Raw genomic sequence first — 25,411 nt, 5'->3', positions numbered from 1 at the left:
CCGACCGCGCCGAACGGTCAAGTGTGTTTTTTCTGCATAGAAGCGGGGCAAAAAAGGAACGATAACAACTAGAACAACGATGGAAATGGAGGAAGACGATGAAGCATATCGTTCCGTTTGTCGTCAAACTGGCCGCTTGGAGCGTCGTCTTGTTTTCGATGTTTACGATCTTCAATGCCCCGCTTTCCTTGATTTCACTCATGACGATCGTGACGGCGCTTGTTTCTTATATTATCGGCGATCTGTTCGTGTTGCCGCGCGTCGGCCATTTTGTCGCTGCCGCTCTTGACGTGCCGCTTTCCTTTTTGCTTATTTGGCCGGTCAGCTTTGCACTCATTGCCCCGTCCGTCAACATGGCGTACGGCGCGTTTTTCAGCGCCTTGGCGATCGGAGCGGTTGAAGCGTTTTTCCATTTGTATATGGAAAACCATGTGCACGAAGAAGCAAGACGGGAAGAAGCGCACCGCTGGTATGATGAGGGAAGATGGGCGACGGAATTTGCCGAGGAAGAAGAGTTCAAAAAAGAGGACGACCGGGCATAGCGCCGGTCGTTTTTTCTGTCCGCTTGCGCATTAAGAAGTAGTTCGCCGTGCAGGTGTTGCACATTCGCCGCGTTGCCGTCTGGCGAGGTGGCTAGGGAGAGGTTTCGAGCAGGAAGGACGGCGCTCATCGGATGGCGTCAGGCCAAAAACGTGAGTCCGGCCGGCGGAAGCGCCCGGTAAAGCGGGACAATCGCGATGATCGCGAGCCAGCCCATCTTCACTCAAAAACTTTTCGAAAATTCCCTTTTCTTTTTGCGAATTTGTGATATAATCTACAAATCAAAGACAACTTAGAAAGAAAGGGAACGAGAACATGGAACAACAGCTGAAACGAAAGCAAGGGGCGGTATACGTCGAGGACATTTTGATCGCGTATCATACGCTGAAGGATGTTGTTTCCCATACGCCGCTGCAAAAAAACCCGCTGTTATCCGAGCGCTATGAATGCAATGTCTACTTAAAGCGCGAGGATTTGCAAGTCGTGCGTTCGTTTAAGCTGCGCGGGGCGTACAACCGGATGAAGCATTTAACCGATGAGGAGCGGAGAAACGGGGTGGTATGCGCCAGCGCCGGCAACCATGCCCAAGGAGTGGCTTACTCGTGCCGGGCGCTTGGCGTGCATGGGAAAATTTACATGCCCGCGACCACGCCTCGGCAAAAAGTGTCGCAAGTGCAGCTATTTGGCAAAGACATGGTCGAGATCGTGCTTGTCGGCGACACGTTTGATGATTCATACAACGAAGCGGTGAAGTGCGCCGAGGCGGAAGGGCGGACGTTCATCCATCCGTTTGATGATGAATACGTCATTGCCGGACAGGGGACGATTGGCGTCGAGGTGTTAAACGACTGCGATGAACCGATCGACTTTTTGTTCGCCAGCATCGGCGGCGGGGGATTGATGGCCGGACTTGGGACGTATGTGAAAAGCATTTCTCCGTCCACCAAGGTGATCGGCGTCGAGCCGGCTGGCGCCCCGTCGATGAAAGCGGCGCTCGAGCGCGGACATGTCGTGACGCTCGAGGAAATCGACAAGTTCGTGGATGGGGCTGCCGTCAAGACGGTCGGGGAAAAGACGTTCGCCTTATGCCGCGGGGTGCTTGATGACATCGTCGTCGTTCCGGAAGGGAAAGTGTGCACGACGATTTTGGAGCTGTACAACGAAAACGCCATTGTCGCCGAACCGGCGGGGGCGCTGCCGATCGCCGCGCTTGATTTTTACAAGGAACAAATCCGCGGCAAGACGGTCGTCTGCGTCGTCAGCGGCGGCAACAACGACATCGACCGGATGCAGGAAATCAAAGAACGCTCGATGATTTACGAAGGACTGCAACACTATTTCATCGTCAACTTCCCGCAGCGGGCTGGGGCGTTGCGCGAGTTTTTGGATGAAGTACTTGGGCCGACCGATGACATCACCCGGTTTGAGTACACGAAGAAAAACAACAAAGAAAGCGGCCCGGCGCTCGTCGGCATCGAGCTGAAACGGCGCGAAGACTACGCGCCGCTCATCGAGCGGATGAAGAAAAAAGGCTTCCCGTTCCAAGAAGTGAACAAAGACCCGAACTTGTTCCATTTATTGATCTAACGAAAAAATACGAAAAAAGTCGGAACAAATTCGCCGCATTCCGACATACTTTTTCACCGGATTGGTGTATAATAGAAGTAAATCGGTGAAAAAGAGGATTGATATTTTGCTATTCAAAAGCCTCGAGTTCAAAAACGCGTATGGGCAGAAAGTGAAGATTATCGAAATTCCTGTATTGGAGGAAGAGAACACGTACCGATTCATGGTCCAACTGCGCTTGGAGGCGTTTATTGCAAAGGTGTACCGATCGAGAACGAGCCGTTCTGTGTATTCGTTCCGCGAACATTTGAAGAAAGTGCTGAAATGGCCTGTATATGAACAGATCTTTAAAGAGACGGTGTTAAAGCATAATGCATGATCGTTGTTGTTTTGCCCCTGGCCGGCAAAACAACTTTTTTTTGGTGGGATTTTGGGCGGTTTCGTTATATAATTGAAACGAGATGACGATGGGGGAGAAACGAAAAGTTCGGCGGAAACTCCGCATGGCCGCTTGATTGAACGCCGCGGGGCGTCCTTGGAACTGGATTCGCCCTTGATGCATACGGGAGTGAATCGATGAAAAACGTAAAAATTGTAACCGATTCGACAGCCGATGTGCCGGCGGCAGTGCCCGCCGAAATGGTTTCGAGCATGATCGGCCACACGCGGGTTGAAACGACGCCGGTCATTTCCATTCACACCGGCCCTGGGGCGCTTGCGCTCATGTACTATACTGAAGAACCAGATCGAGAATAAGTGCAGCTCGAAGGAAAAATGATGTAGACGGAAAAGGATGAACGAGCGATGTGGAAACGGATGATGATGATCGTGGCAGTTTGTTTGCTCGCGGCGTGCGGAAAAACGATTCCGGACGCCAAAAACTGGCCGGTCGCCGACTTTACGTTCGTCGATCAGTCCGGCAAGCCGTTTGGGCTTCGCGACTTGAAAGGAAAAGTATGGGTCGCCGATTTTATTTTTACGAATTGTGAAACGGTTTGTCCGCCGATGACGGCCCATATGGCGAAATTGAAGGAAAAGGCGGAAGAAAAAGGGCTTGATGTGGAATTTGTTTCGTTCAGCGTCGACCCCGAAGTCGATACGCCCGAAAAACTCGAAGCCTATGCGAAACAGTTTACAGACGATCTATCAAACTGGCATTTGCTGACCGGATACAGCCTCGCCGAAATCAGCGAGCTGGCGCAAAAAAGCTTTAAAACGATCGTGCAAAAGCCCGCCAATGATGACCAAGTCATCCACGGCACAAGCTTTTATTTAGTCGGTCCGGACGGTAAAGTGGCGCAAACGTACAACGGCGTGGAAAATGTGCCGTATGACACGATTTTGGAGCATATCGAAATTTTGCAGTCGTCGCGCTAAGGCAAAGGCGGTGCCGCTGTTTTGCCTTCTTTTCGCCTCTCCCTTGTTGCGGCAAAAGGCAGGTGTCAAACGTGAAACGATGGGGATGGCTGATCATATGGAGTTGGCTGCTTGTCGGATGCGCCGCCTTTTCAGCCGGCGGGAAACTGGAGCACCCGAATGAAGCGGCCGGCAAACTGCTGGAAGCGAAGCCGCTGCCGAAAGATATTCATTTGGTCGCTTTAGGCGATTCGTTGACGGAAGGAGTGGGAGACGGCGAAGGGAAAGGCGGCTATGTCGGCCGCCTTGTCCCGCTCCTTTCGGCAGAAGAAGGGGTGCGAACGGTGACAGTGACGAATTTCGGCAAGCGCGGCCGGCGTATCGTCGACCTCGAGCCGGTCATTGCCGCTCATCGAAAGGAGCTCGGGCAGGCGGATGTGATAGTGCTGACAATTGGCGGCAACGATGTGATGAACGTCGTTCGTTCGCACTTTTTGGACTTGTCGCGCGAGCGGTTTCGGCAAGCGAGGGAAATGTTTGCCGACCGGCTCGACCATCTGTTGATCTCGTTGCGCACCGTCAACCCGTATGCGGTCGTTGTGCTCGTCGGCTTATACAATCCGTTTTCCAGCACGTTGCCGAACATTCCGGAAATCGATGACGTCATCGCTGAGTGGAACAGCGCCAGCCGGGCAGTGCTTTCACGGTATGACCGGACGATCTTCGTTGATATTCAAGACATCTTCATCGACCGCGACGAATTACTTCATCGCGACGAATTTCATCCGAATGCCGCAGGATACGAACAGATTGCCATGCGAGTGTATGAAGCGTTAGATCAACAAAAAGAGTGGTGGGTAGGGAGCTTATTGCAATGAATTGGAAACGAGCGTTTTGGATGTTGGCGGCTGTCAACGCGGCGGTCATTGTTTTAGCCGCCGCCTGGCTGCTTAAGCCGTCTCCGCCGGTGAAACGGCCGGCGCACCCGGATGTCGAAGGAGCCTCATTTACTGTTTACTCGAAGAAAGCACATTTGAACGCCGTCATTAACGATTATTTGGTGAAAAAAACGAAAGGCCATTCGCTGCAATACCGCGTTTGGCTCGCCGATCGCGTCTATGTTTCAAGCGAAATCCCTATTTTAGGTCGTCCGGTCGAACTCGTCGTCTCGTTTGTGCCAAAAGTGGTCAAAGGAGGGAATGTCGAGCTCACGGAGCCGACGATTTCGTTTGGCGATTGGAAGCTGCCGGTGACGTATGTGCTTCGCTACTTGCAAAAGCACGCCCCGCTGCCCGATGAAGTGGCGATTGACCCGGAGCACACCCGTGTCTACGTCGCACTCACTGACATTCGCTTTGGCAACAGCTATCAAGTCGCGGCGAAAAAAATCGATTTGGCCGCCGATGAGATCGTGTTTACCTTAACGATTCCGACCAAGCAGCACCAGTGAAAAAGACTGTCCGCGTTTGCAGGACAGTCTTTTTTGCGGTTAGGAGCTCCTTTGCCATCCGCTTTTCCGACGTTTTAGACGAGGCGCAGCCCTTTCGGATAAAAGTTTTTCACCGTTCCTTTCACTTCTTTCCCCCAGGCGAACGGAAATCCATCCACAGCCACAAGCAGCCAACCGCGGTTGCCGTTGGTGGAAAGCGTCTCCCCGCGCCAATATTGGACGATTTCGCGGCTCGCGCTCGATAGGTCAAGCACATGTTTCGCTTCCTCTGTCCGCAGCGCCAAGGCAAGGGCATGGTTCGGCTCAAACCGCTCTTTTTTCACATCCCCTAAGTGCAACCCGGCGCGGACGATTTTCAAACCGGACAAATCCGGGCAACGCTCGGGCAACACAGTCAAATGGGCGCCAAATGACACGAACGTGCCGTCTCGTTTTGTCCGCAATGCCTCTTGTTCAAACTGTCGATACAGGCGGATAGCGGCTTTTGGCGCGCTCGATTTCGCCCACCGCCCCCGCCAAGGCGGGGTGGGCCGCTGTTTTTGCAGTTTGGCGACAAAATGCCCTTCACCTTTCAGACGGTGCGGCCAAAGGCGGGCGGCGTGTACGAGATCGGATCGATTGGTTTTCGTCCACTCCGGCCGCCCCGGCTCGATGCCGCCGATTTTCGCAATTGGCAGCAACCGCAAATCATCGTGCGCCTCAAGCAGCCATTCAATCGTTTGCTCGTTTTCCTCAGGAGAGAACGTGCACGTGGAATAGACGAGAATGCCGCCTTCTTTCAGCATCGCATAGGCGCTTTCCAAAATGCGCCGCTGTCTGGCCGCACACTCTTCGACGTAAGCCGGGCTCCAAAACGAAGCGGCCTCTTCATCCTTGCGAAACATGCCTTCGCCGGAACAGGGGGCGTCGACTAAAATTTTGTCAAAAAAGCCTGGAAACCGCTCGGCAAGCGCCTCGGGAGTTTCATTGACGACAACGGTGTTCGTCAAGCCGAACCGTTCGACGTTCTCTGCGAGCGCTTTGACCCGTTTCGGGTGGATTTCGTTGGCGACAAGCAGCCCTTTGTTTTCCATCATCGCTCCAAGCTGGGTCGTTTTCCCGCCAGGGGCGGCGCACAAGTCAAGCACTGTCTCCCCAGGGGCGGGACGCAGCGCTTCGGCGACCGCCATGGCGCTCGGTTCTTGAATGTAATACAGGCCGGCCGCATGGTACGGATGCTTTCCCGGCTGTTCGTCCGGCTCATAATAAAACCCGGTCGGGCAAAACGGCACCGGGGAAAGGGAAAAGGGCGCCGTTTTTGACCATGCGCCCGGGTCGGTTTTCAACGGATTGACGCGCAAGCCGTTGATTTTTTCGTTTTCATAAACAGCGAAAAACTCGTCTGCTTCTTCATCAAGCAGCTTCTTCATTTTCGCGACAAATGCTTCCGGCAATCTCAACGCAACAAACTCCTTTCTCCGTCCGTCGTCATGAGCGTTTGCCTGGCCATTTCACTTTCGGCTCCGTTTTGTTCAAGATGCGTTGAATGTTGGCGCGATGACGATAAAAGATAAACGAAGCCAGCAACAACACTGCCACCGTCAATGGAATGTCGTCAGTGAAAAAGACGGTGTACACGACCGCATACAGCGCCGCGGCCATCGATGACAGGGAGACGTAGCGTGAAACAGCCAAGACGACAAGAAACACGGCGATGAGCGACAAAAAGAACAACGGCGAATAAAACAGCATCACCCCGCCCGATGTCGCCACCGCCTTGCCGCCGCGGAACTTGGCGAACACCGGATACATATGGCCGACCACGGCGACCGCACCGGCTAACAGCGGATGCACGGGGACGGAAAAAAGCATCGGCAAGCTCGCCGCCAGCGTCCCTTTTAGCATATCGCCGACAATGACGATCGTTCCCGCTTTCGCCCCAAGCACGCGGAACGTGTTTGTTCCCCCAAGATTGCCGCTCCCGTGTTCGCGGATGTCGATCCCGTAGCCGATTTTCCCGACAAGAAGGCCAAACGGAATCGAACCGAGAAGATAAGCAAGAAGCAAAATGAGTGCGGTCATCGAATCAAACACCCTTTACTCAACAAGTTTGTGCATGTTTCTATTTTAACATGCATGAGCGAAAACGGTAGACAGGAATTTTGCATTTCAAGGACATAGCCGCTAAACTGAAAAGAAGAAACGGGCTGTCGGAAAGTCCGTCCGACCCCGGACAGATGAGAAAGGAGCGACCATGATGAAAACGACGGTTGTATGGAACGGAAACATGTCATTCAGCGGCCAAAGCGCTTCCGGTGTGGTGATTCCGATCGACGCCGCGAAAGACGTCGGCGGCAACGATTCAGGCGCTCGGCCGATGGAGCTTTTGCTTCACGCCTTAGCCGGCTGCACCGGCATCGACATCATTCTGATTTTGCGAAAAATGCGGCTTGATGTCCGCGCGTTTTCGATGGAAGTCGAAGGAACGCGCGCCGATGACCACCCAAAGCGGTTTACAGAAATTCATATTCATTACGCGCTCGAAGGCGATTTGCCGGAAGACAAGGTCGTCCGCGCCATTCGGTTGTCAAAAGAAAAATATTGTTCCGTTTCCCATTCGTTAAATGCCGCCATTACGGCGAGCTATTCGATCAACGGCGTGCGCGGGAAGGAGACGATCTAACAAGGAGAAGGGCGTGGCGTTCATGGCCGTTTCGCGTGGCATAGCGCCGAATGACAATACGATGAAAAAGGTGTTCCGATCGTTTGCGGAACACCTTTTTTGTGTTAGAACGGATAACGGCGATCAGTCGTTTGGATGGACACCCCGCCGACCCGCTTTTCTTCGAGCTACGCCCGATAGGCGGCGCGCAAAAAAACTTTGTCCTCATACTTGACACAGCTCTTTTAATTGTTATAATTTTTAACATAAATACGTTATATTTTATTACACAAGAAACGGTTGAGGGGGGCGGCGGGAAACATGAAAAAAATTGAAGCGATCATCCGGCCGGAAAAATTGACCGATACGATTAAAGGGCTGAAACAGATCGGCATCACCGGGTTTACCGTTTCGCAAGTCGTTGGGCGGGGAAAACAGAAGGACACGCAAGGAGTTTACCGAGGAAAAAACTACAAAGTGACGCTTCACCCGAAAGTGAAGCTGGAAATTGTTCTTTCCGATTATATGGTCGAGCGGACGATTCAAACCATTGTCGCCGCTGCGCAAACCGGGGAAGACGGAGATGGGAAAATTTTCGTCTACCCGGTGTTTGAGGCGTACAACATTCGTACGGGCACGTTGGATTTTGATATCGACGAGTTAGCCAATCAGCGGGAGGGACAGGCATGATCGAGCAAGTCAATGCAGTGTGGATCGTCATCGCTGCGGCGATGGTGCTGTTTATGGAAGGCGGATTTAGCTTGCTGGAAGCAGGGCTGGTGCGGACGAAAAACGCCGTCAATGTGACAATGAAAATTTTCGTTGATTTGACCGTTGGAGCGCTCGCCTTTTGGTTCATTGGCTTTGGGTTGATGTTTGGCGATGATGCGTTTGGATGGGTCGGCACGACATTGTTTGGGACGCCGGAACGTATTTCGTTGTCTGTTCCGTTGCCTAGCGCGGCGTTCGTTTTGTTTCAAATCGGGTTTGCGGTGGCGTGTGTGTCGATTATTTCCGGCGCGGTTGCCGAGCGGATGAATTTTAAGGCATACATTGTGACGGTTCTTCTCGTTTGCGCTGCCGTTTACCCATTATCGGGCCATTGGATTTGGCATAGCGACGGCTGGTTGGCGAAACTTGGGATGAAAGATTTCGCAGGGTCAGCAGCGATTCATGCGCTCGGCGGCTTTGCGGCGCTGGCGATCGCCAAGCGGCTCGGGCCGCGAAAAGGGCGGTTCAACTCGGATGGCAGTGTGAACGTATTTGCGCCGAGCAATATTCCGCTTGCTTCGGCTGGGGCGTTCATTTTATGGTTTGGCTGGTTTGCGTTTAATGCAGGCAGTACGCTCGACGCATCCAATAAAGCATTGGCATCGATCGCCCTCAACACGATGCTGTCAGGGGCGGCCGGGGGCGCGTCGGCGCTCTTCGTGACGATGAAAAAGTACGGAAAAGCCGATCCAAGCATGGTCATGAACGGTGTATTGTCCGGTCTGGTGGCCATTACGGCCGGTTGCGCCTTCGTTTCGCAATGGAGCGCGGTGCTGATCGGTCTTGTGAGCGGCGTCATCGTCGTCTATGCGACGCTGTTGGTCGATGCGTTGAAAATTGACGACCCGGTCGGTGCGGTGGCGGTTCATGGGTTTAATGGGGTCTTTGGCACGCTCGCCGTCGGTTTGTTCGACTCGACGCAAGGATTGTTGACGACCGGTCATGCGTCGTTGTTCATCACCCAACTGCTTGGCGCGTTCACGGTCATCGTTTGGGGCTTCGTCAGCGGTGCGCTCATCGCGAACGTATGCGCCAAAACGGTTGGGCTCCGGGCGACAGAGCGTGAGGAAGAAGAAGGGCTCGATATGGCGTACCACGGCATTCCGGCTTACAATGAACTCGAGCGGTTTGCCGATCTCCCGGGCGGGTTGTACGATTTTGAGGAGACGACCGGCATTCGCGTTGCTCCGTTAAACAAGAAAAACGCGGTCGGTTGAACGCTCTCCCACCTACGCTTGTGCTTCGAGGTGGGAGATTCTTGGGAACACCCGCCCCACGGCAGGCTGTCCACCGAGCTAAAAGGGAAAGGCTGTCCGAAGAGATACGTTCAACAGACTCTATCGGGCGGTCTTTTTTGTTTCTGTTGTTCTCAACAGTCAGTTGTGAATTTACAAAATATTTACGAAAAATCATCCTTTCTGCTCTATCATTGTATTGACTCGCAAGGATATAATGGGAGTGAACGAGAAGGCGAGAGAAAGGGGAACCGGGAATGAAGAATTCCAAACGATGGGGAAGACGGGTGCTATCGGCATTGACTGCTGCAGCGGTGCTGGCCGCGACTCCAGTTGGGGCGGCAGGGAACGGGAAAAGCAAGGGAAAGCCGCCTGCTTCCTCGCACCGTTATATTGAGGTGCAGCTGTTAGGCATTAACGACTTCCACGGCCAGCTTAATGTGACGAGAAAAGTCGGCGGGCGGGAAGTCGGACGGGCTGATTATTTGGCTGCTTATTTGAAACAGCGTGAGGCGGAAAACAAAAATACGCTGCTCGTCCATGCCGGCGATGCGGTCGGCGCGAGTCCGCCAGTATCGGCGCTGCTGCAGGACGAGCCGACGATCGAAGTGCTCAATAAGCTCGGCTTTGACGTCGGCACCCTTGGCAACCATGAGTTTGATGAAGGAGTAGCGGAAATGCTCCGCTTGATCCATGGCGGATACCACCCGGCGACCGGCGATTTCGCCGGAGCGGATTTTCCGTACGTGAGCGCCAACGTCGTTGATGCGCAAACGGGAAAGCCGATTCTCCCGCCATATGTGATTAAGCGGGTCAACGGCATGCCGATCGGATTTATCGGCGTCACGCTCACGGAAACACCAACGATTGTGACGCCAAGCGGCGTCGCGGGAGTCAAGTTCATCGATGAAGCAACAGCGATTAACAAAGCGGTCCGGGAACTGAAGAAAAAAGGGGTGCAAACGATCATCGTTCTCGCCCATAACCCAGGCGTATCCAATCCGGATGGGACAAACGCAAGCGGGGAAATTGTCGATATCGCCAAAACGATCGATGATGAAGTCGACGTGATTTTCGCCGGTCATAACCATGCCTATTTAAATGCGGTTGTGGACGGCAAGCTGCTCGTTCAGTCGTATTCATACGGCACGGCGTTTTCTGATGTCGATTTGAAAATCGACCCACGCACGAAAGACGTCGTCGCAAAAAAAGCGGAGATCGTGACGACCTATCATGACGGCATCACTCCGGACCCGGAAATTCGGACGCTCATTGAAAAATATGAAGCGAAAGTCGCGCCGCTTGTCAACCAAGTCATTGGTACAGCGGCCGAAACGATCACCGATGAACAAAACGAAAGCGGCGAGTCCGCCTTGGGCAATTTGATCGCCGATGCCCAGCGGGCGGCGATGAAAACCGATTTTGCCTTTATGAACCCGGGCGGCATTCGCGCCGATATTGAACAAGGCGAAGTGACGTGGGGCGAATTGTACAACGTTCAGCCGTTCAACAACCAGCTCGTGAAAATGACGCTCACCGGCGCGCAAATCCGCCAGCTTTTGAATCAACAATGGCAGCCAACCCAAACGCGCATGCTGCAAATCTCCGGCCTCCGCTATACATGGAGCGCCAGCAAGCCGGTCGGAGAAAAAGTCATTGATATTCAGCTTCCTGATGGCACACCGCTGAAACCGGACGCCGAGTACACGGTGACGGTCAACAGCTTCCTCGCCGACGGCGGCGATGGGTTCACGGTGTTGACGCAAGGGACAAACCGCGAGGTCGGCCCGGTCGATTTGGATGCCCTTGTTTCGTATATTCGCGGTCTTGAGCAACCGTTCTCAGCACGGATCGAGGGGCGGATCAACCGGCTTCCGTAACAGGTGTTGACCGAGGAAAAATGATGGAAGGGCGAACGGTCGCTTATCTAATGAAGAAGGTGTCCCTAAAAGACTCGGGACACCTTTTCTTTACTCCTAATGGGCGGGCTTGCAGCCGCTTGTGCTTGGACGATAGAAAAAGACCGTTCAAGAGAGTTTTTCCGCAGATCAAGATGCTTTTTGCTCGAACAGCTTGATGATCTCCACGATCACTTCGGCCGCTTTCACCATATTGTCGGCGGAAATGTATTCGTAGCGGCCGTGGAAGTTTTCGCCGCCGGCGAAAAGGTTCGGCGTCGGCAGCCCCATGTAGGAGAGCTGCGACCCGTCCGTGCCGCCGCGGATCGGTTTCACCTTTGGTTCAATGCTCAAGTTCGTCATCGCTTCGTGGGCGATGTCAACAATGTGGCGCACCGGCTCGATTTTTTCGCGCATGTTGTAATATTGGTCGTTGATTTCGAGAGTGATTCGGTCGTTTCCATATTTTTGCGCAAGCGAAGCCGCGATCTCTTTCATTTTCGCTTTGCGAGCCTCGAACTGTTCGCGGTCAAAGTCGCGGATGATGTAATGAAGCTTCGTTTCCTCTACACTGCCTTGGAACGAAAGCAAATGGTAAAACCCTTCATATCCTTCCGTATGCTCAGGCGCCTCATGGGCTGGCAGCTGCTGCTGGAACTCCATGGCGATTTTGATCGAGTTGATCATTTTTCCTTTCGCTGTGCCCGGATGGACGTTTTTTCCTTTGATCGTGATTTTCGCTTCGGCAGCGTTGAAGCTTTCATACTCCAATTCGCCAAGCGGCCCGCCGTCGACCGTGTAGGCAAATTGGGCGCCGAATTTGGCAACGTCAAATTTATGCGGCCCGCGGCCGATCTCCTCATCCGGCGTAAAGGCGACGCGCACTTTGCCATGCTTGATTTCCGGGTGTTGAATGAGATAGTTCATCGCGGTCATAATTTCGGCGATCCCCGCTTTATCGTCAGCACCAAGCAGCGTCGTCCCATCGGTCGTGATGAGCGTATGCCCTTTGTAGTGGGCAAGCTCCGGGAAGTCGTTCGGCGACAAGATGATGCCTTGTTCTTTGTTTAACACGATGTCCCCGCCGTCGTACTGTTCGATAATTTGCGGGTTGACGTTGGCTCCCGTAAACTCCGGAGCGGTGTCCATATGAGCCAAAAAGCCGATCACTGGCACGTTTTTGTCCGTATTGGCCGGCAGCGTCGCCATCACGTAGCCGTTTTCGTCGACCGTGACGTCTTCCATGCCGATCGACTTCAGCTCTTCGACGAGCATTCTCGCCAGCTCCCACTGTCCCGAAGTCGACGGGCACGTATGGCTGTTTGGGTCGGATTGAGTGTTGACTTTCGCGTAGCGGATGAAGCGTTCGATCAATTCTTGTTTCATTGGCCCATCTCCTTTATGCATCGATTTGCTTGGATCGATGAATGATTCTTCCAACTGGAAAGGAAAAAATAGACGGCGCTTTCCATTTTATTTTATCATATGTGGATCGAAACAATGAAAAATAGAGGGACAACTTCATGAGGAAAAAAGGCAAGGAGGGTTCGTCGCGACGTCTTTCACGCAACAAAGCGGTTCACCGCCTAGGAAAACCGCTTCGATGTTTTGGATCGTCCGCTTTTCCTTGGTCACATCTTCGGTGCACGCTGCTTGTTTTTTTCGCTTTCTGCCTGTTTTTGCGCAGCAAGATTTCCTGGTGTCGCTTTCGTTTCCAGATTGTTCACGTTTTCTTTTGTTTTTCGATCCACTGCGATCACCTCCTGGCAGTCTATTCAGCTGGGACCATGAAATGTTCGACTATAGTGTTTGCTGGTTTGGCGCAATTATGCATAAAAGCGAGGGAGGAGATGCCGACGATGGCTATTATGTTATAGTGAAAAAGCCAACTGCCGCCGGTTATGCCTTTCTGAAACGGTGAAGGAGACACCGTTTGTCCGGTGCGGATGAAGTGAGCAAGAAAGGAGAGAAGTCATTTGCGATTCAGCTATGTATCCCACCTATATTGCCCAAAGTGTGAACGTACATACGATGTCGACCAAATCCATCAACTTTGCGAATGCGGTTCGCCGCTTCTTGTCGCTTACGACTTGGAGTCGATGCGCCAAAAAGTCAAGAGGGATGTGCTGAGGGAACGTGAAGCGAATTTATGGCGTTATCATGAGTTGCTGCCGGTAAAGCATCCTGAACATATCGTGTCGCTCGGCGAAGGGATGACGCCGCTTGTGCCGATGCAGCGCTTAGGGCGGGAAATCGGCATTGAAGCGCTCTACATGAAAGACGAAGGGGTTATTCCAACAGGGACGTTTAAAGCTCGCGGCGCGGCGGTTGGGGTGTCGAAAGCAAAGGAACTGGGCGTCAAACAGCTCGCGATGCCGACAAACGGCAACGCGGGTGCGGCGTGGTCGCTCTATGCCGCTCGAGCCGGCATCCAGGCGACGGTCGTCATGCCGGTTGATGCGCCGGAACTGACGCGAAAGGAATGCGCCATCGCTGGGGCGGAACTGTATTTAGTCAACGGCCTCATTAGCGATGCCGGGCAAATTGTCGCCAAAGCAATCCGCGAATATGGCTGGTACGATGCGTCGACGTTGAAAGAACCGTACCGGATTGAAGGGAAGAAAACGATGGGACTGGAAATTGCCGAACAATTCTCGTGGCAGCTCCCGGATGTCATTTTGTATCCGACCGGCGGCGTCGGGTTGATCGGCATTTATCATCTCGCGCCGAGAAGACCCCCACTTCCACGCGTGAGCGTCAGTGGGGGATGAATCGGGATTCGTCGTCGATCTTCCTCTTGCCTCAACAAAACAGAAGGTGTAAAATGGATAGGGATAGAACATACGTTCCCTGATGTAGGAGGGAAGATCATGTATAAAGCCTATCGCTTTCGGCTGTATCCCACCCAAAAACAAGTGAAGCTCATCCACCAAACGATCGGGTGTTGCCGATTTGTGTACAACCACTTTTTGGACGAGTGGAATCAGGCGTATGAAACCACCGGAAGAGGGCTTGGCTACAACGAATGTTCCAAGAGGCTGACGGCATTGAAACAAACGCTCCCGTGGCTGAAGGCGCCCGATTCGACCGCCTTGCAAAACGCGCTGCAGCAACTGGACGAGGCGTTTGACCGGTTCTTCGATGGAATCGCGAACGCTCCCCGCTTCAAAAGCAAAAAACACCCGAATCAATCGTACACCGCCCAGTGCAACTACCCAAAGAAAGGGCGCCCATCGATCGAAGTGGACGGCCATCGCTTGAAACTCCCGAAACTTGGATGGGTGAAGTTTGCCAAAAGCCGTGAGGTGGAAGGCCGCATTCTCTCCGCCACCGTTCGCCGAAACCGAACGGGGAAGTATTTTGTCTCCATCCTCGTCGAAACGGAAATCCCTCCATTACCGGCGACGGACAAGCAAGTGGGCGTCGATTTGGGGTTGAAACATATGGTGGTTCTTTCCACTGGAGAGAAGATGGAACACCCCCAGTATTGGCGCCGATACGAAGAGAAGCTGGCCTATTGGCAGCGGGTGATGTCCCGCCGAAAGCCGGGCGGTTCGAACTGGCGCAAAGCTCATTTGAAGGTGGCCAAGCTTCATGAGAAAATCACGAACTGCCGGAACGATTTCCTGCACAAATGGTCCACCCGGCTCATCCGCGAAAACCAAGTGGTGTGCGTGGAGGACTTGCGCGTGCGGAACATGCAGAAGAATCGCAAGCTGGCCAAGAGCATTTCCAATTCCGCATGGGGGCGTTTTCTCAACATGCTCGAGTATAAAGCGAAATGGTACGGGCGGACGGTGGTCCGTGTCGCGAGCACCTTCCCATCGAGCCAATTGTGCTCGTGCTGCGGGCATCGGCAGGTTGAAGTGAAATCGCTCGACATCCGCGAGTGGGTGTGCCCAACCTGCGGAGCCGAACATGACCGGGACCAGAACGCCGCCCGGAATATCTTGAATGAAGGCCTTCGTTTGCTGTCGTTGTAGGGCAGCTGAACCGTGGGACGCACGGGGATGGCTTGGTTGACAGCCTGCCGTGGGGCGGGTGTTCCCAAGAATCTCCCGCCTCTAAGTGTACGCGTAGGTGGGAGAGCGTTCAAAAGGCGATCAAAGAACTGCAGGCGCTCGGCTGGGTGGACGGCCGCATGCCGCGGCTTGTCGCTGTGCAGGCCGAGCATTGCGCGCCGATCGTCAAGGCGTGGAAGGAGAAAAAACGTGAATCGGAGTTTTGGCCGAACGCCCATACAGTGGCGTTTGGCATCAATGTGCCGAAAGCGCTTGGCGACTTCCTTGTTCTTGAGGCGGTGTATGAGACGGACGGTTGCGCTATTGCCGTCAACGATGAAGCGATTTTGGCTGAACAGTGGACGGCAGCCGAACTCGAAGGGGCGTTCATTTGCCCGGGAGGAGCGGCGGCGTTTGCGGCGGCCCGTCAGTTGCGCGAGAGCGGTTGGATTCGTGATGGGGAGACGGTCGTCGTATTAAATACCGGAACCGGGCTGGAATACGCCGATACGGTGGACGTCCATCCGCCGGTGCTCGAGCCGGGGGATATGCTTCCAAAGGAGAATTGACAAGTTGGCGGAGTAGGCGCCAAACATAAAATACATGAGAAAAAATGATAGACAAATGAAAAGAGGTATTGTATACTAAATTAATCAGAATAATAAAAAATGTATAAACGATTCATCTTCGGGGCAGGGTGAAATTCCCGACCGGCGGTGATGAGGCGGATGCCTCTCAGCCCGCGAGCCGCAAGGCAGGATCCGGTGCGAGTCCGGAGCCGACAGTATAGTCTGGATGGGAGAAGATGAAGGTTTGCCGGTGTTTCGTGTGTATTCGAGACGCCTAGTTGAGCATACCCTTTTTCTCCCTTAGGCTCCGTGCTTAAGGGAGTTTTTATTTGCGCTCAATACGGCAGCCTTCTTCTTGTGAGGATGGATCACGAGAAGGGGAGGAGACTTGATATGAAATCGTTCAACGTCCGCGCCTTTGTGGTCATCGGCGTCTTTAGCGCCATGGCGTATGTGCTTATGATGCTCAATTTTCCGCTGCCGCCGTTTCCCAACTTTTTGCTTGTCGACTTCAGCGACATCCCGGCGCTTGTCGCGGCGCTTTTGTACGGTCCGCTCGCCGGCGTTGCGGTCGAGCTATTCAAAAACGTGCTGAACTATGTTTTCGTCGGCAGCGCGACCGGCGTTCCGGTCGGGCAGATGGCCAATTTCACCGCCGGGGTGGCGTTCATTTTGCCTGTTTTCTATATTTATCGAAAAGCCGCGTCGAAAAAAGGCATGCTGCTGGGGCTGGCGGCGGGAACGGCGACAATGGCTCTCATCATGAGCGTGCTCAACTACTACGTCTTTTTGCCGGCATACACGCTTTTCCTCGGCGCTCCGGCGATGAGCGCGCCGGAAACAAAAGCATTGGTCATCTCGGCGATTTTGCCGTTTAACGTCGTCAAAGGAGCGATGGCGGCGGCGGTGTTTATGCTTCTCTTTTTGCGCCTTGGCTCTTGGCTTGAGAAACAAGCCGCATCCCGCCAAGCCGCTTGATGATCAAAAAGCGAGGGTGTTTTTCTCAACCCCTCGCTTTTTTGGTTTGCCGACCGCCTTGGCTTCGTCAAAAGCGAAGACGCGGCACCCACTCGGCAAATCGCTCCTCTTTAAACGGGTTGGCGGTCATCGAATAGCCGCGCTCTTCCCAATAGCCCGGCTCATCTTCCTTCATAAAGCGGATGCCGGACGCCCATTTCGCCCCTTTCCATAAGTAAAACGTCGCCGGCGGAATGAAACGGAGCGGATAGCCGTGCTTCGGCGAGATGTCCTGCCAATCGTGATGCTTGTCTTTCCATCGGTAGACAAACAAGGCATCGTCGCCCATCAGCGCCTCAAGCGGCAAGTTCGCCGAATAGCCGAACCGGTCGCCATTTAAATATCCGTAAATTTTCACGTATTTCACGTCCGGATCTAGTTCGACAAAGCGCAAAAATTCACGAAAGGCGATGCCTTCAAACGTCGTGTCGAATTTTGACCATGTTGTGACACAATGCATATCGATGGTTGAAACCGTCTTGGGCAGCTGCATCACTTCTTGATACGAAAGCGACACCTCCTCTTTCACATCGCCGAACAGTCGGAAATTCCATGTCGCTTCATCGAATTCGTACACATCTCCTTCATGCAAAATCGGCCATTTTTCGGTTTCGAATTGGCCGGGAGGGAGTTGTTTGGTCATGGTCGGCACTCCTTTTTCTGCTAAATTTCTCTTAATTATTCATGATACAAAATAGGGGCAAGGGATGCAACGAAGAGGGGAAGGAGTTCACAATTTATCATCTCGCGCCGAGAAGACCCTCACTTCCACGCATGGGCGTAAGAGGGGGATGAATCGGTATTCGCCATCGATCTCCCTCTTGCCAATTGTGCTCGTGCTGCGGGCATCGGCAGGTTGAGGTGAAATCGCTGTCCATCCGCGAGTGGGTGTGCCCGAACTGCGGAGCCGAACACGATCGAGACGAGAACGCCGCTCGGAATATTCTGAATGAAGGACTTCGTTTGCTGTCTTTGTAAGGCAGCTGAACCGTGGGACGCACGGGGATGGCTTGGTTAACAGCCTGCCGTGGGGCGGGTGTTCCCAAGAATCTCCCACCTCTAAGCGTTAGCGTAGGTGGGAGAGCGTTCAAACAAATCATTTTCAAGCGTGGAAGGGGAAGAACGGGTTTGTGTTGAAAAAAATAGGGCAGGGAGGAGAATGGACATGGAACTCGTTTCTTTTTTGCTTTCCAATCAGATTAGCGAGCGGGCGGAGCGTGTGTTTTTGGAACATAGAGAGCGTATTTTGCGGTTGCTCCCCAAGGCAGATGTGCAGCATGTCGGAAGCACGGCGATTCCCAACAGTCTCACGAAAGGGGATGTCGACCTGCAAGTGCGGGTTCCGGAGTCGATGTTTGCAGATGCCGTCGAGAAGCTATCTACCTTGTATAAGGTGAATGAGGGAAGTATTCGAACCGATTCATTTTGCGCGTTTTATGATGAGACGGCTGATTTGCCGTTAGGAGTGCAGCTGACGGCCATTGGTTCGGAACTTGATCTATTTTGGAAGTTTCGCGAGGTGTTGCTGGCCAACGATCGGTATAGAGTCGAATATGATGAGCTGAAAAAGAAATACGGAGGAAAAAACATGGAAGAATACCGACAAGCGAAACAACAGTTTTTCGGGTACCTGATGAAAACACCGGAGTTTCAGCGGCTATAGGAAGCAGGGAAGAAGGGCTGTGGAAGCGGCGGCACGAAGCAACGGGAAAAGTGGCGTTTGTCCCCCTCGGGTAGGGAAACATTCCTAATTTTCAACGAGGATGCGAATGTATATTCGCGTTTGCTTGATTTGATGGTATAATGAAACATGCACAGCCATATGCAGGGTGGGCAGTGGCCACTCCCTGAACGAAAGGGGGTGGTGCTGATGATGTCGATTGCCGACGCGCTGACGCTCATGATTGCGTTTGCGTCACTCATCGTCGCGGTGATCGCCGTATCAAAAGACAAAAAGTAACCCACCCTGCTAGGCCGAGGCGAGGGTAGGTTACGATGCCCGAGGCTTGGGCCACTGCGCTTCTTGCAGCGGCTGTGTATGGACAGGGCATTGGTGGCCGCCAATGCCCTGCTTTATTGTACGTTCCTGCTTCTTTTATTATACGCGCATAAGGAAGGGGATGACAAGAACTTTAGAGAAAGGGACAGTGAAGATCGAAAAAAATGAAAAAGAGGGTTGACTCTTTCATTTTTTTATAGTAGATTTTACATTGTCGTTCCGATTCTGAAAGAACTGAAATAAAAGATACAAAAAAACTTGACAAACTTTTGGATTGCTTTATAATAAAAATCGTCGCCATTGCCTAGTGGTGATAGCGGAGGGGAAACACCCGTTCCCATCCCGAACACGGAAGTTAAGCCCTCCAGCGCCGATGGTAGTTGGGGCCAGCGCCCCTGCAAGAGTAGGTCGCTGCTAGGCAAACAACGTGGAGTATTAGCTCAGCGGGAGAGCACCACGTTGACAGCGTGGGGGTCACTGGTTCGATCCCAGTATACTCCACCATCATGGGGCGTTAGTTCAGGGGGAGAACGCTTCGCTGGCAGCGAAGAGGTCAGGGGTTCAAATCCCCTACGCTCCATTGTATGCGGTCGTGGCGGAATGGCAGACGCGCTAGGTTGAGGGCCTAGTGGGGGCAACCCCGTGGAGGTTCAAGTCCTCTCGACCGCATCGCTCCAAACAGCTACGGAGGAGTACCCAAGTCTGGCTGAAGGGGTCGGTTTCGAAAACCGATAGGGGTGTCACAGCCCGCGGGGGTTCGAATCCCTCCTCCTCCGCCATAAATATTGATTTAGCTCAATTGGTAGAGACGAGCATAAGCATCATCGAATCCGCTGCGAGTTGCCTCGACGCATCCCGCTTCTTCGAATCAGCTTGTAGAGGAAGAGGCACAGAGCTCAACAATGAGCCACCTTCTTAATTCATCTTATGCCGACTTAGCTCAATTGGTAGAGCAACTGAATCGTAATCAGTAGGTTGCGGGTTCGAGTCCTGCAGTCGGCATCACGATTACGGAGGGGTAGCGAAGTGGCTAAACGCGGCGGACTGTAAATCCGCTCCCTTTGGGTTCGGCGGTTCGAATCCGTCCCCCTCCACTTTATGAGCGGGCCTATAGCTCAGCTGGTCAGAGCGCACGCCTGATAAGCGTGAGGTCGGTGGTTCAAGTCCACTTAGGCCCATCTCTATGACGGCAAGAGTGATTCTTGCCGTCTTTTTTGTGCGCTTGTGACCGGGTTGCATCGAAAACATGAAGGAGTTCCTGTGAATCGTTGTCCAACGATAGCATGCCGCATCGGCCTGTCTCCTAGTACAAAAGAGCTGCCGTCTGGCTCGACATGGATCACCAAAGAATGGTACAATAAGGAAAACAGAATGGTACAAGGAGGCTACAAACGAATGAGCATTTTGAAAAAAGGATTGGCATTCGGGCTGGGACTGGCGATTGCAAGCAAAGAACAAGTGGAAAAGATCATTGACGAGCTTGTCAAAAAAGGGGAATTGTCGCTTGACGAATCGAAGGAAGTGATCGATCAATGGAAGCAGCAGACCGAAGCGCGGAAAACGGAAGTGCAGCGGCTTGTACGCGAGCAAATCAAGCAGGTGATCGATAAACTTGACTTGGCGACGAAAGAAGACGTGCGGCAACTCGAGGAGCGAATCCGCCGTCTTGAAGAAAAGGAACAAAGCGGGCAGTAAACCGATGCGGCCTGTCCGCTCGCTTTTTGCCGCCTTAGGAGAGATGTCCCGATGATCGGAAAACGGATGCGCCATATCGGAAGGTATCACGAAATCGCCGTCTCCTTGCTTCGGCACGGATTCGGGATGATCGTCGATGAGCTCGGCTTTTCGGCTTTTCTTTCTTTGCCGCCGCGATGGAGAGCGGAGCAAGGGAAAAAGGAAGGAAAAACGGTTGGGGAGCGGCTCCGCCTTGTGCTCGAGGAGCTCGGCCCGACGTTCGTGAAGCTCGGGCAAATTGCCAGCACACGGCCGGATTTGATTCCCGCTCCGATCATCAGCGAGCTCGAAAAACTGCAAGACCAAGTTCCGCCGTTTCCGTTTGCCGACGTTCGCCGGACGGTGGAAACAGAACTTGGGGGCTCGCTTGAAACCTTGTTTCGTTCATTTGACGAAACGCCGCTCGCTGCCGCTTCACTCGGACAAGTGCACCGGGCGGTTCTTCCTTCCGGACAAGCCGTGGCGGTGAAAGTGCAGCGTCCGCACATCGCTGCGCGGGTGGAGACGGATCTGGAAATTTTGCAAGATTTGGCCGTGCTGGCGGAACGTCGTCTCGATTGGGCGGCAACCTACCAATTGTCTGAGATTGTCGATGAACTGGCGCGTTCATTACGGCAGGAGCTGGATTATACAGTCGAGGCGCGCCATGCGGAACGGTTTGCACAGCAGTTTGCCGGTGATTCGTCGGTGTATGTCCCGAAGGTGTTTTGGGATTATACGACGAAAACAGTGCTCACGATGGAATATGTCGAAGGAATGAAACTTGGGGAGCTCGAGCGGCTGAAAGCGAACGGCCACTCCTTAAAAACGATCGCCGAGCGTTTGGCTGAAGCAACCTTTAAACAAATGTTTGAGCATGGATTTTTTCATGGCGACCCTCATCCTGGCAATGTATTTGTTCTCCACGATGGAACGCTTTCCTTCATTGACTTTGGCTTGATGGGCCGCCTTCGACCTCATGTCAAACATCATCTTTCTTCACTCATCATCGCCTTAATGCGGCAAAACACGGATGGGGTGTTGGGTGCGATTTACGGTTTAGGGATTGTCCCTGACGGGGTCGATGAAGGAAAATTGCGCGATGATATTGACGAGTTGCGGGAGAAATACTACCGCGTCCCGCTCGGTGAGATCAGTCTTGGGGAAGCCGTCGAGGATTTGCTTTCGGTGGCATTTCGCCATGGCATTCGCATCCCAAGCGATTTGACGCTGTTAGGGAAAGCGCTGTTGACGGTCGAAGGGGTCGTGGAGACGCTTGACCCGCAGTTTCGCATCATGGACGTTGCCGAACCGTTTGGGAGAAAGCTGATGAAAGAGCGTCTTCGGCCTGATCGCGTGGCAGAAACAGCGTGGAAGCGGATTTTTGATTATGGTGAATGGCTGCTCCGACTGCCGGAGGGCGTAAAGGAATGGACGAAAATGATGCGGCATGGCAAGCTTCGATTGGAAATCACGGCTCCTGATTTGGAAGCGCTGCTGCAGAAGCTCGATCAGATTACGAACCGGCTGTCGTTTAGCATCGTTCTTCTTTCGCTGAGCATCGTCCTCGTCGGCCTGATGATCGCTTCATCGCTCGGTCGGCCGTCGACGTTGCTGTGGAATATTCCTGCTGTTGAAATCGGATTGGGTGCGTCCGCTTTTCTATTCGGTTGGCTGCTTTACTCGATTTTTCGTTCGGGAAAATTTTAGCTTTTGTTGCACCATGATTTCGCCGCGTTCGGATTCACCGAGGGCGACCAAACGCCATGGCATGTTTGTTGGCGGGCCAGAGTTCGATTCGGTATAAATTCCGCTATTTTTGAATGGTCTCCCTTCTAATTCTCCATCAGATTATGATGGCAAAAGTGAAAGGAGTGACCTGCAGACGATTAAGACAAGAATTTCAGCACTTGTCTCATCTGTTGAGTCTTTGGACACGCTCTTTCTTTGTGAGTACAGCGGGGACGGTGTCCAGTGAAACCATCAAACGCTATGTGGAATCTCAAAAGAAAAGATTTTCCGTTCCATTCAGAAGGATTTTTCTTTGACAATCGCGAAACTAGTACAGCAAAAAGGAGAATAAAGGAAGGAGAGAACCCGGATGTCCATTGTCAACCCGAGCCGGGAGGAAATCGGCGAGATTTTGCGCAAGGCGAAACGGATTGCCGTCGTTGGATTGTCCAACAATCCGGAGCGCGAGTCGTATATGGTGGCGAAAGCGATGAAAGACGCTGGATACGAAATCATTCCGGTCAATCCGATGATCGATGAGTGGGAAGGCATTCCGGCGGTTGATAAACTAACCGATATCGAAGGCCATGTTGACATCGTCGATGTGTTCCGCCGCTCCGAGCATTTGCCCGAGCTGGCCCGCGAGTTTGTGCAAATCGATGCCGACGTGTTTTGGGCGCAGCTTGGCGTCGTCAATGAGGAGGCGTATCGCTTTTTGAAAGAAAAAGGCTACACGGTCATTATGGATCGCTGCATTAAAGTGGAACATGCGCTCACCAAGCGTGCTTAATCCATGAAACGGCCATCTTGTTCGAGATGGTCCTTTCGTTTTTTTGTCGCACTTGTCCGAATTTGTCGGGGGATGTCAAAAGGCAATGGACAGTCGGGAAGTTTATGGTACAATAGAAACAGGTGTTCTTGTTTTTGTAGGAAGGGGTGGCCTTGTGGCAAAGCGAGCGATATACGAATATAACGAAGATGCCATTCAAGTGTTGGAAGGACTTGAGGCCGTCAGGAAGCGGCCGGGGATGTACATTGGCAGCACCGACAGCCGCGGCTTGCATCATCTTGTCTACGAAATTGTTGACAATTCGGTCGATGAAGCGTTGGCCGGATACGGAAACTACATTTTAGTGCAAATACATAAAGACAACAGCATCACGGTTTTGGATGAGGGGCGCGGCATGCCGGTCGGGATGCATAAGCTCGGCAAGCCGACGCCGGAAGTCATTTTGACCGTGCTTCATGCCGGCGGCAAATTCGGCCAAGGCGGCTATAAAACGAGCGGCGGTCTGCACGGAGTCGGGGCGTCGGTTGTCAACGCCTTATCAGAATGGCTGGTCGTCACGATTCATCGAGATGGCTTCATTTACCGGCAGCGGTTTGAGCATGGAGGCAAACCGGTGACGACACTCGAAAAAATTGGAACGACGAACAAAACCGGGACGATCATCCAGTTTAAGCCGGACCCAACGATTTTCAGCACGACGGTCTTCGATTATGAAACATTGAGTGAACGGCTGCGCGAATCGGCGTTTTTGCTGAAAGGGTTGAAAATTGAACTCGTTGACGAACGGACCGGCATGCGGGAGGTGTTCTACTACGAAAACGGAATTGAAGCGTTTGTCGCCTATTTGAATGAGGAGAAAGATGTGCTCCACCCGGTCGTTTATTTTGCTGGCGAGCAAAACGGCATTGAAGTCGAGTTTGCGTTCCAGTTTCATGACGGTTATTCGGAAAACGTGCTGTCGTTTGTCAACAACGTGCGCACAAAAGACGGGGGCACGCATGAGGCGGGTGCGAAAACGGCGATGACGCGCGTTTTTAACGAATACGCCCGCCGTGTCGGTTTGCTCAAGGAAAAAGATAAAAATTTGGAAGGAACCGATATTCGCGAAGGGTTGTCCGCGGTCGTTTCGGTGCGCATCCCAGAGCACTTGCTGCAGTTTGAAGGGCAGACGAAAGGAAAGCTCGGAACGAGCGAAGCGCGTTCGGCCGTCGATGCGGTGGTGTCCGAGCAGCTCATGTACTTTCTGCAAGAAAACCCGGACGTAAGCGCGATGCTCATTAAGAAAGCGATCCGGGCCTATCAGGCGCGTGAAGCAGCCCGCAAAGCGCGCGAAGAAGCGAGAAGCGGCAAAAAGCGGAAAGGGAAAGAGGCGCTCTTAAGCGGCAAGCTGACGCCGGCGCAAGGGCGCAATCCGCAAAAAAATGAGCTCTATCTCGTTGAAGGCGATTCGGCGGGCGGCTCGGCGAAACAAGGGCGCGACCGTCGATTCCAGGCGGTGCTTCCGCTGCGCGGAAAAGTCATCAACACGGAAAAGGCGAAACTTGGCGATATTTTGAAAAACGAGGAAATCAATACGATCATCCACGCCATCGGCGGCGGCGTCGGGGCTGATTTTTCGCTCGATGATGTCAACTACGACAAAGTGATCATTATGACCGATGCCGACACGGACGGCGCCCATATTCAAGTGCTGCTTTTGACGTTTTTTTACCGCTACATGCGTCCGCTGATTGAAGCGGGAAAAGTGTACATCGCCTTGCCGCCGCTTTACAAAATCAGCAAAAAAAGCGGCAAAAACGAAATCGTCGAATATGCCTGGACGGACGAGCAGCTAAAAGAAATTACGAAAAAAATGGGCCGCGGCTATACGGTTCAGCGCTATAAAGGGCTCGGCGAAATGAACGCCGATCAATTATGGGAAACGACGATGAACCCACAGACGCGTACGCTCATCCGCGTGCGCATTGAAGATGCGGCCCGCGCCGAACGGAGGGTGACGACGCTCATGGGCGACAAAGTCGAGCCGCGCCGCAAATGGATCGAAACGCACGTCGCCTTCGGACTCGAAGAGGAACCGGGATGGATCGGCTGATGGCGGCACGAAGAGGCGCCGCCTTTTTGGTGTTCATGTCCT

General features: G+C 53.1%; 23 protein-coding genes, 7 tRNA genes, 1 rRNA gene, 4 pseudogenes and 1 riboswitch. Of the genes and pseudogenes, 31 read left to right on the top strand and 4 right to left on the bottom strand.

Features of this window, described 5'->3' with window-relative positions; genetic code table 11:
- The first annotated feature begins 98 nt into the window (after positions 1-98).
- From BRO54_RS08125 to BRO54_RS08095, 7 genes are all read left to right on the top strand, one after another.
- The gene (locus BRO54_RS08125) at positions 99-542 is read left to right on the top strand and encodes a YndM family protein (protein ID WP_074043647.1); all 444 of its coding nucleotides are present in this window, start codon (positions 99-101) and stop codon (positions 540-542) included.
- A gap of 313 nt (positions 543-855) precedes the next feature.
- Positions 856-2,127 carry a threonine ammonia-lyase IlvA gene (gene ilvA, locus BRO54_RS08120; protein WP_074043646.1) on the top strand — a complete coding sequence of 424 codons (1,272 nt, stop codon included), beginning with the start codon at positions 856-858 and terminating at the stop codon, positions 2,125-2,127.
- Positions 2,128-2,233: 106 nt separating this feature from the next.
- On the top strand, positions 2,234-2,485 hold the full coding sequence (locus tag BRO54_RS08115) for a YpmP family protein (protein ID WP_074043652.1): 252 nt from the start codon (positions 2,234-2,236) through the stop codon (positions 2,483-2,485).
- Between the two features lie 197 nt (positions 2,486-2,682).
- A complete protein-coding gene (locus BRO54_RS08110) occupies positions 2,683-2,862 on the top strand; it encodes a hypothetical protein (RefSeq protein WP_074043645.1) in 180 nt (59 codons plus the stop codon).
- Positions 2,863-2,910: 48 nt separating this feature from the next.
- The gene (locus tag BRO54_RS08105) at positions 2,911-3,483 is read left to right on the top strand and encodes an SCO family protein (protein WP_074043644.1); all 573 of its coding nucleotides are present in this window, start codon (positions 2,911-2,913) and stop codon (positions 3,481-3,483) included.
- Positions 3,484-3,554: 71 nt separating this feature from the next.
- Entirely contained in the window at positions 3,555-4,340 is a 786-nt protein-coding gene (locus BRO54_RS08100; protein ID WP_074043643.1) for an SGNH/GDSL hydrolase family protein, read from the top strand.
- Positions 4,337-4,912, top strand: coding sequence for a YpmS family protein (locus tag BRO54_RS08095; RefSeq protein ID WP_074043642.1), 576 nt, complete (start codon positions 4,337-4,339; stop codon positions 4,910-4,912). The genes BRO54_RS08100 and BRO54_RS08095 overlap by 4 nt, the downstream gene beginning before the upstream one ends.
- A gap of 74 nt (positions 4,913-4,986) precedes the next feature.
- Here the strand turns inward: BRO54_RS08095 and BRO54_RS08090 are convergent, their stop codons facing one another.
- Together BRO54_RS08090 and plsY are read right to left on the bottom strand one after the other, a co-directional pair.
- On the bottom strand, positions 4,987-6,351 hold the full coding sequence (locus BRO54_RS08090) for an RsmF rRNA methyltransferase first C-terminal domain-containing protein (protein WP_074043641.1): 1,365 nt from the start codon (positions 6,349-6,351) through the stop codon (positions 4,987-4,989).
- Positions 6,352-6,379: 28 nt separating this feature from the next.
- Positions 6,380-6,973 carry a glycerol-3-phosphate 1-O-acyltransferase PlsY gene (plsY, locus tag BRO54_RS08085; RefSeq protein ID WP_044737044.1) on the bottom strand — a complete coding sequence of 198 codons (594 nt, stop codon included), beginning with the start codon at positions 6,971-6,973 and terminating at the stop codon, positions 6,380-6,382.
- A gap of 175 nt (positions 6,974-7,148) precedes the next feature.
- On the opposite strand from plsY, the gene BRO54_RS08080 reads away from it, so the two are divergent.
- The 4 genes from BRO54_RS08080 to BRO54_RS08060 all read left to right on the top strand — a co-directional run bounded on the left by BRO54_RS08080 (position 7,149) and on the right by BRO54_RS08060 (position 11,439).
- Positions 7,149-7,574, top strand: coding sequence for an OsmC family protein (locus BRO54_RS08080; RefSeq protein ID WP_074043640.1), 426 nt, complete (start codon positions 7,149-7,151; stop codon positions 7,572-7,574).
- A 300-nt stretch (positions 7,575-7,874) separates the two neighbouring features.
- Positions 7,875-8,243 carry a P-II family nitrogen regulator gene (locus BRO54_RS08070; protein WP_074043638.1) on the top strand — a complete coding sequence of 123 codons (369 nt, stop codon included), beginning with the start codon at positions 7,875-7,877 and terminating at the stop codon, positions 8,241-8,243.
- Entirely contained in the window at positions 8,240-9,541 is a 1,302-nt protein-coding gene (locus tag BRO54_RS08065; RefSeq protein ID WP_074043637.1) for an ammonium transporter, read from the top strand. The genes BRO54_RS08070 and BRO54_RS08065 overlap by 4 nt, the downstream gene beginning before the upstream one ends.
- Positions 9,542-9,816: 275 nt before the next feature.
- Positions 9,817-11,439, top strand: a complete 1,623-nt coding sequence (locus BRO54_RS08060; RefSeq protein ID WP_074043636.1) for a bifunctional metallophosphatase/5'-nucleotidase — start codon at positions 9,817-9,819, stop codon at positions 11,437-11,439.
- A gap of 168 nt (positions 11,440-11,607) precedes the next feature.
- Here the strand turns inward: BRO54_RS08060 and pepT are convergent, their stop codons facing one another.
- A complete protein-coding gene (pepT, locus tag BRO54_RS08055) occupies positions 11,608-12,843 on the bottom strand; it encodes a peptidase T (protein WP_074043635.1) in 1,236 nt (411 codons plus the stop codon).
- Between the two features lie 590 nt (positions 12,844-13,433).
- On the opposite strand from pepT, the pseudogene BRO54_RS08050 reads away from it, so the two are divergent.
- From BRO54_RS08050 to BRO54_RS08035, 4 genes and pseudogenes are all read left to right on the top strand, one after another.
- Positions 13,434-14,174, top strand: a pseudogene (locus tag BRO54_RS08050) (threonine synthase); the annotation flags it as partial.
- A gap of 153 nt (positions 14,175-14,327) precedes the next feature.
- Positions 14,328-15,440, top strand: coding sequence for an IS200/IS605 family element RNA-guided endonuclease TnpB (tnpB, locus tag BRO54_RS08045; RefSeq protein ID WP_074043634.1), 1,113 nt, complete (start codon positions 14,328-14,330; stop codon positions 15,438-15,440).
- A 107-nt stretch (positions 15,441-15,547) separates the two neighbouring features.
- Positions 15,548-16,027 (top strand): annotated as a pseudogene (locus BRO54_RS08040) (pyridoxal-phosphate dependent enzyme); the annotation flags it as partial.
- 110 nt (positions 16,028-16,137) lie between these two features.
- A riboswitch (FMN riboswitch) is annotated at positions 16,138-16,269 on the top strand.
- Positions 16,270-16,420: 151 nt separating this feature from the next.
- Entirely contained in the window at positions 16,421-17,005 is a 585-nt protein-coding gene (locus BRO54_RS08035; protein ID WP_074043633.1) for an ECF transporter S component, read from the top strand.
- 67 nt (positions 17,006-17,072) lie between these two features.
- Here BRO54_RS08035 and BRO54_RS08030 read toward each other — a convergent pair whose 3' ends face one another.
- Positions 17,073-17,687 (bottom strand): sulfite oxidase-like oxidoreductase, encoded by a 615-nt coding sequence (locus BRO54_RS08030; protein ID WP_074043632.1) that lies wholly within the window; start codon positions 17,685-17,687, stop codon positions 17,073-17,075.
- Between the two features lie 173 nt (positions 17,688-17,860).
- Between BRO54_RS08030 and BRO54_RS08025 the strand changes: the two are divergent.
- The 16 genes and pseudogenes from BRO54_RS08025 to parE all read left to right on the top strand — a co-directional run.
- Positions 17,861-18,022 (top strand): annotated as a pseudogene (locus BRO54_RS08025) (zinc ribbon domain-containing protein); the annotation flags it as partial.
- 187 nt (positions 18,023-18,209) lie between these two features.
- Positions 18,210-18,707 (top strand): GrpB family protein, encoded by a 498-nt coding sequence (locus BRO54_RS08020; protein WP_074043631.1) that lies wholly within the window; start codon positions 18,210-18,212, stop codon positions 18,705-18,707.
- Positions 18,708-18,914: 207 nt separating this feature from the next.
- A complete protein-coding gene (locus BRO54_RS20505; protein WP_021322622.1) occupies positions 18,915-19,004 on the top strand; it encodes a putative holin-like toxin in 90 nt (29 codons plus the stop codon).
- A gap of 342 nt (positions 19,005-19,346) precedes the next feature.
- Positions 19,347-19,463, top strand: a 5S ribosomal RNA gene (gene rrf, locus BRO54_RS08015).
- A 9-nt stretch (positions 19,464-19,472) separates the two neighbouring features.
- Positions 19,473-19,547 (top strand) — tRNA-Val (locus tag BRO54_RS08010).
- Between the two features lie 4 nt (positions 19,548-19,551).
- A tRNA-Ala gene (locus BRO54_RS08005) sits at positions 19,552-19,623 on the top strand.
- A 6-nt stretch (positions 19,624-19,629) separates the two neighbouring features.
- A tRNA-Leu gene (locus BRO54_RS08000) sits at positions 19,630-19,712 on the top strand.
- A gap of 17 nt (positions 19,713-19,729) precedes the next feature.
- Positions 19,730-19,822: transfer RNA gene (locus BRO54_RS07995), tRNA-Ser, on the top strand.
- Positions 19,823-19,972: 150 nt separating this feature from the next.
- Positions 19,973-20,045 (top strand) — tRNA-Thr (locus tag BRO54_RS07990).
- A gap of 10 nt (positions 20,046-20,055) precedes the next feature.
- Positions 20,056-20,137, top strand: a tRNA-Tyr gene (locus BRO54_RS07985).
- A gap of 10 nt (positions 20,138-20,147) precedes the next feature.
- A tRNA-Ile gene (locus tag BRO54_RS07980) sits at positions 20,148-20,221 on the top strand.
- Between the two features lie 217 nt (positions 20,222-20,438).
- A complete protein-coding gene (locus BRO54_RS07975) occupies positions 20,439-20,738 on the top strand; it encodes a phasin family protein (protein ID WP_011231247.1) in 300 nt (99 codons plus the stop codon).
- Between the two features lie 51 nt (positions 20,739-20,789).
- A complete protein-coding gene (locus BRO54_RS07970) occupies positions 20,790-22,466 on the top strand; it encodes an ABC1 kinase family protein (protein WP_074043630.1) in 1,677 nt (558 codons plus the stop codon).
- Between the two features lie 97 nt (positions 22,467-22,563).
- A pseudogene (gene tnpA, locus BRO54_RS07965) lies at positions 22,564-22,804 on the top strand (IS200/IS605 family transposase); the annotation flags it as partial.
- A gap of 53 nt (positions 22,805-22,857) precedes the next feature.
- Positions 22,858-23,277, top strand: a complete 420-nt coding sequence (locus BRO54_RS07960; protein ID WP_074043629.1) for a CoA-binding protein — start codon at positions 22,858-22,860, stop codon at positions 23,275-23,277.
- Between the two features lie 154 nt (positions 23,278-23,431).
- Positions 23,432-25,369: a DNA topoisomerase IV subunit B gene (parE, locus tag BRO54_RS07955; protein ID WP_074043628.1), complete on the top strand. Its 1,938-nt coding sequence runs from the start codon at positions 23,432-23,434 to the stop codon at positions 25,367-25,369.
- Positions 25,370-25,411 lie beyond the last annotated feature (42 nt).

It is taken from the genome of Geobacillus proteiniphilus, assembly GCF_001908025.1.
Classification (GTDB): Bacteria; Bacillota; Bacilli; order Bacillales; family Anoxybacillaceae; genus Geobacillus; species Geobacillus proteiniphilus.
Note: the sequence above shows the minus strand (reverse complement) of the source record. Positions and strands in the feature narration are given on the sequence as shown.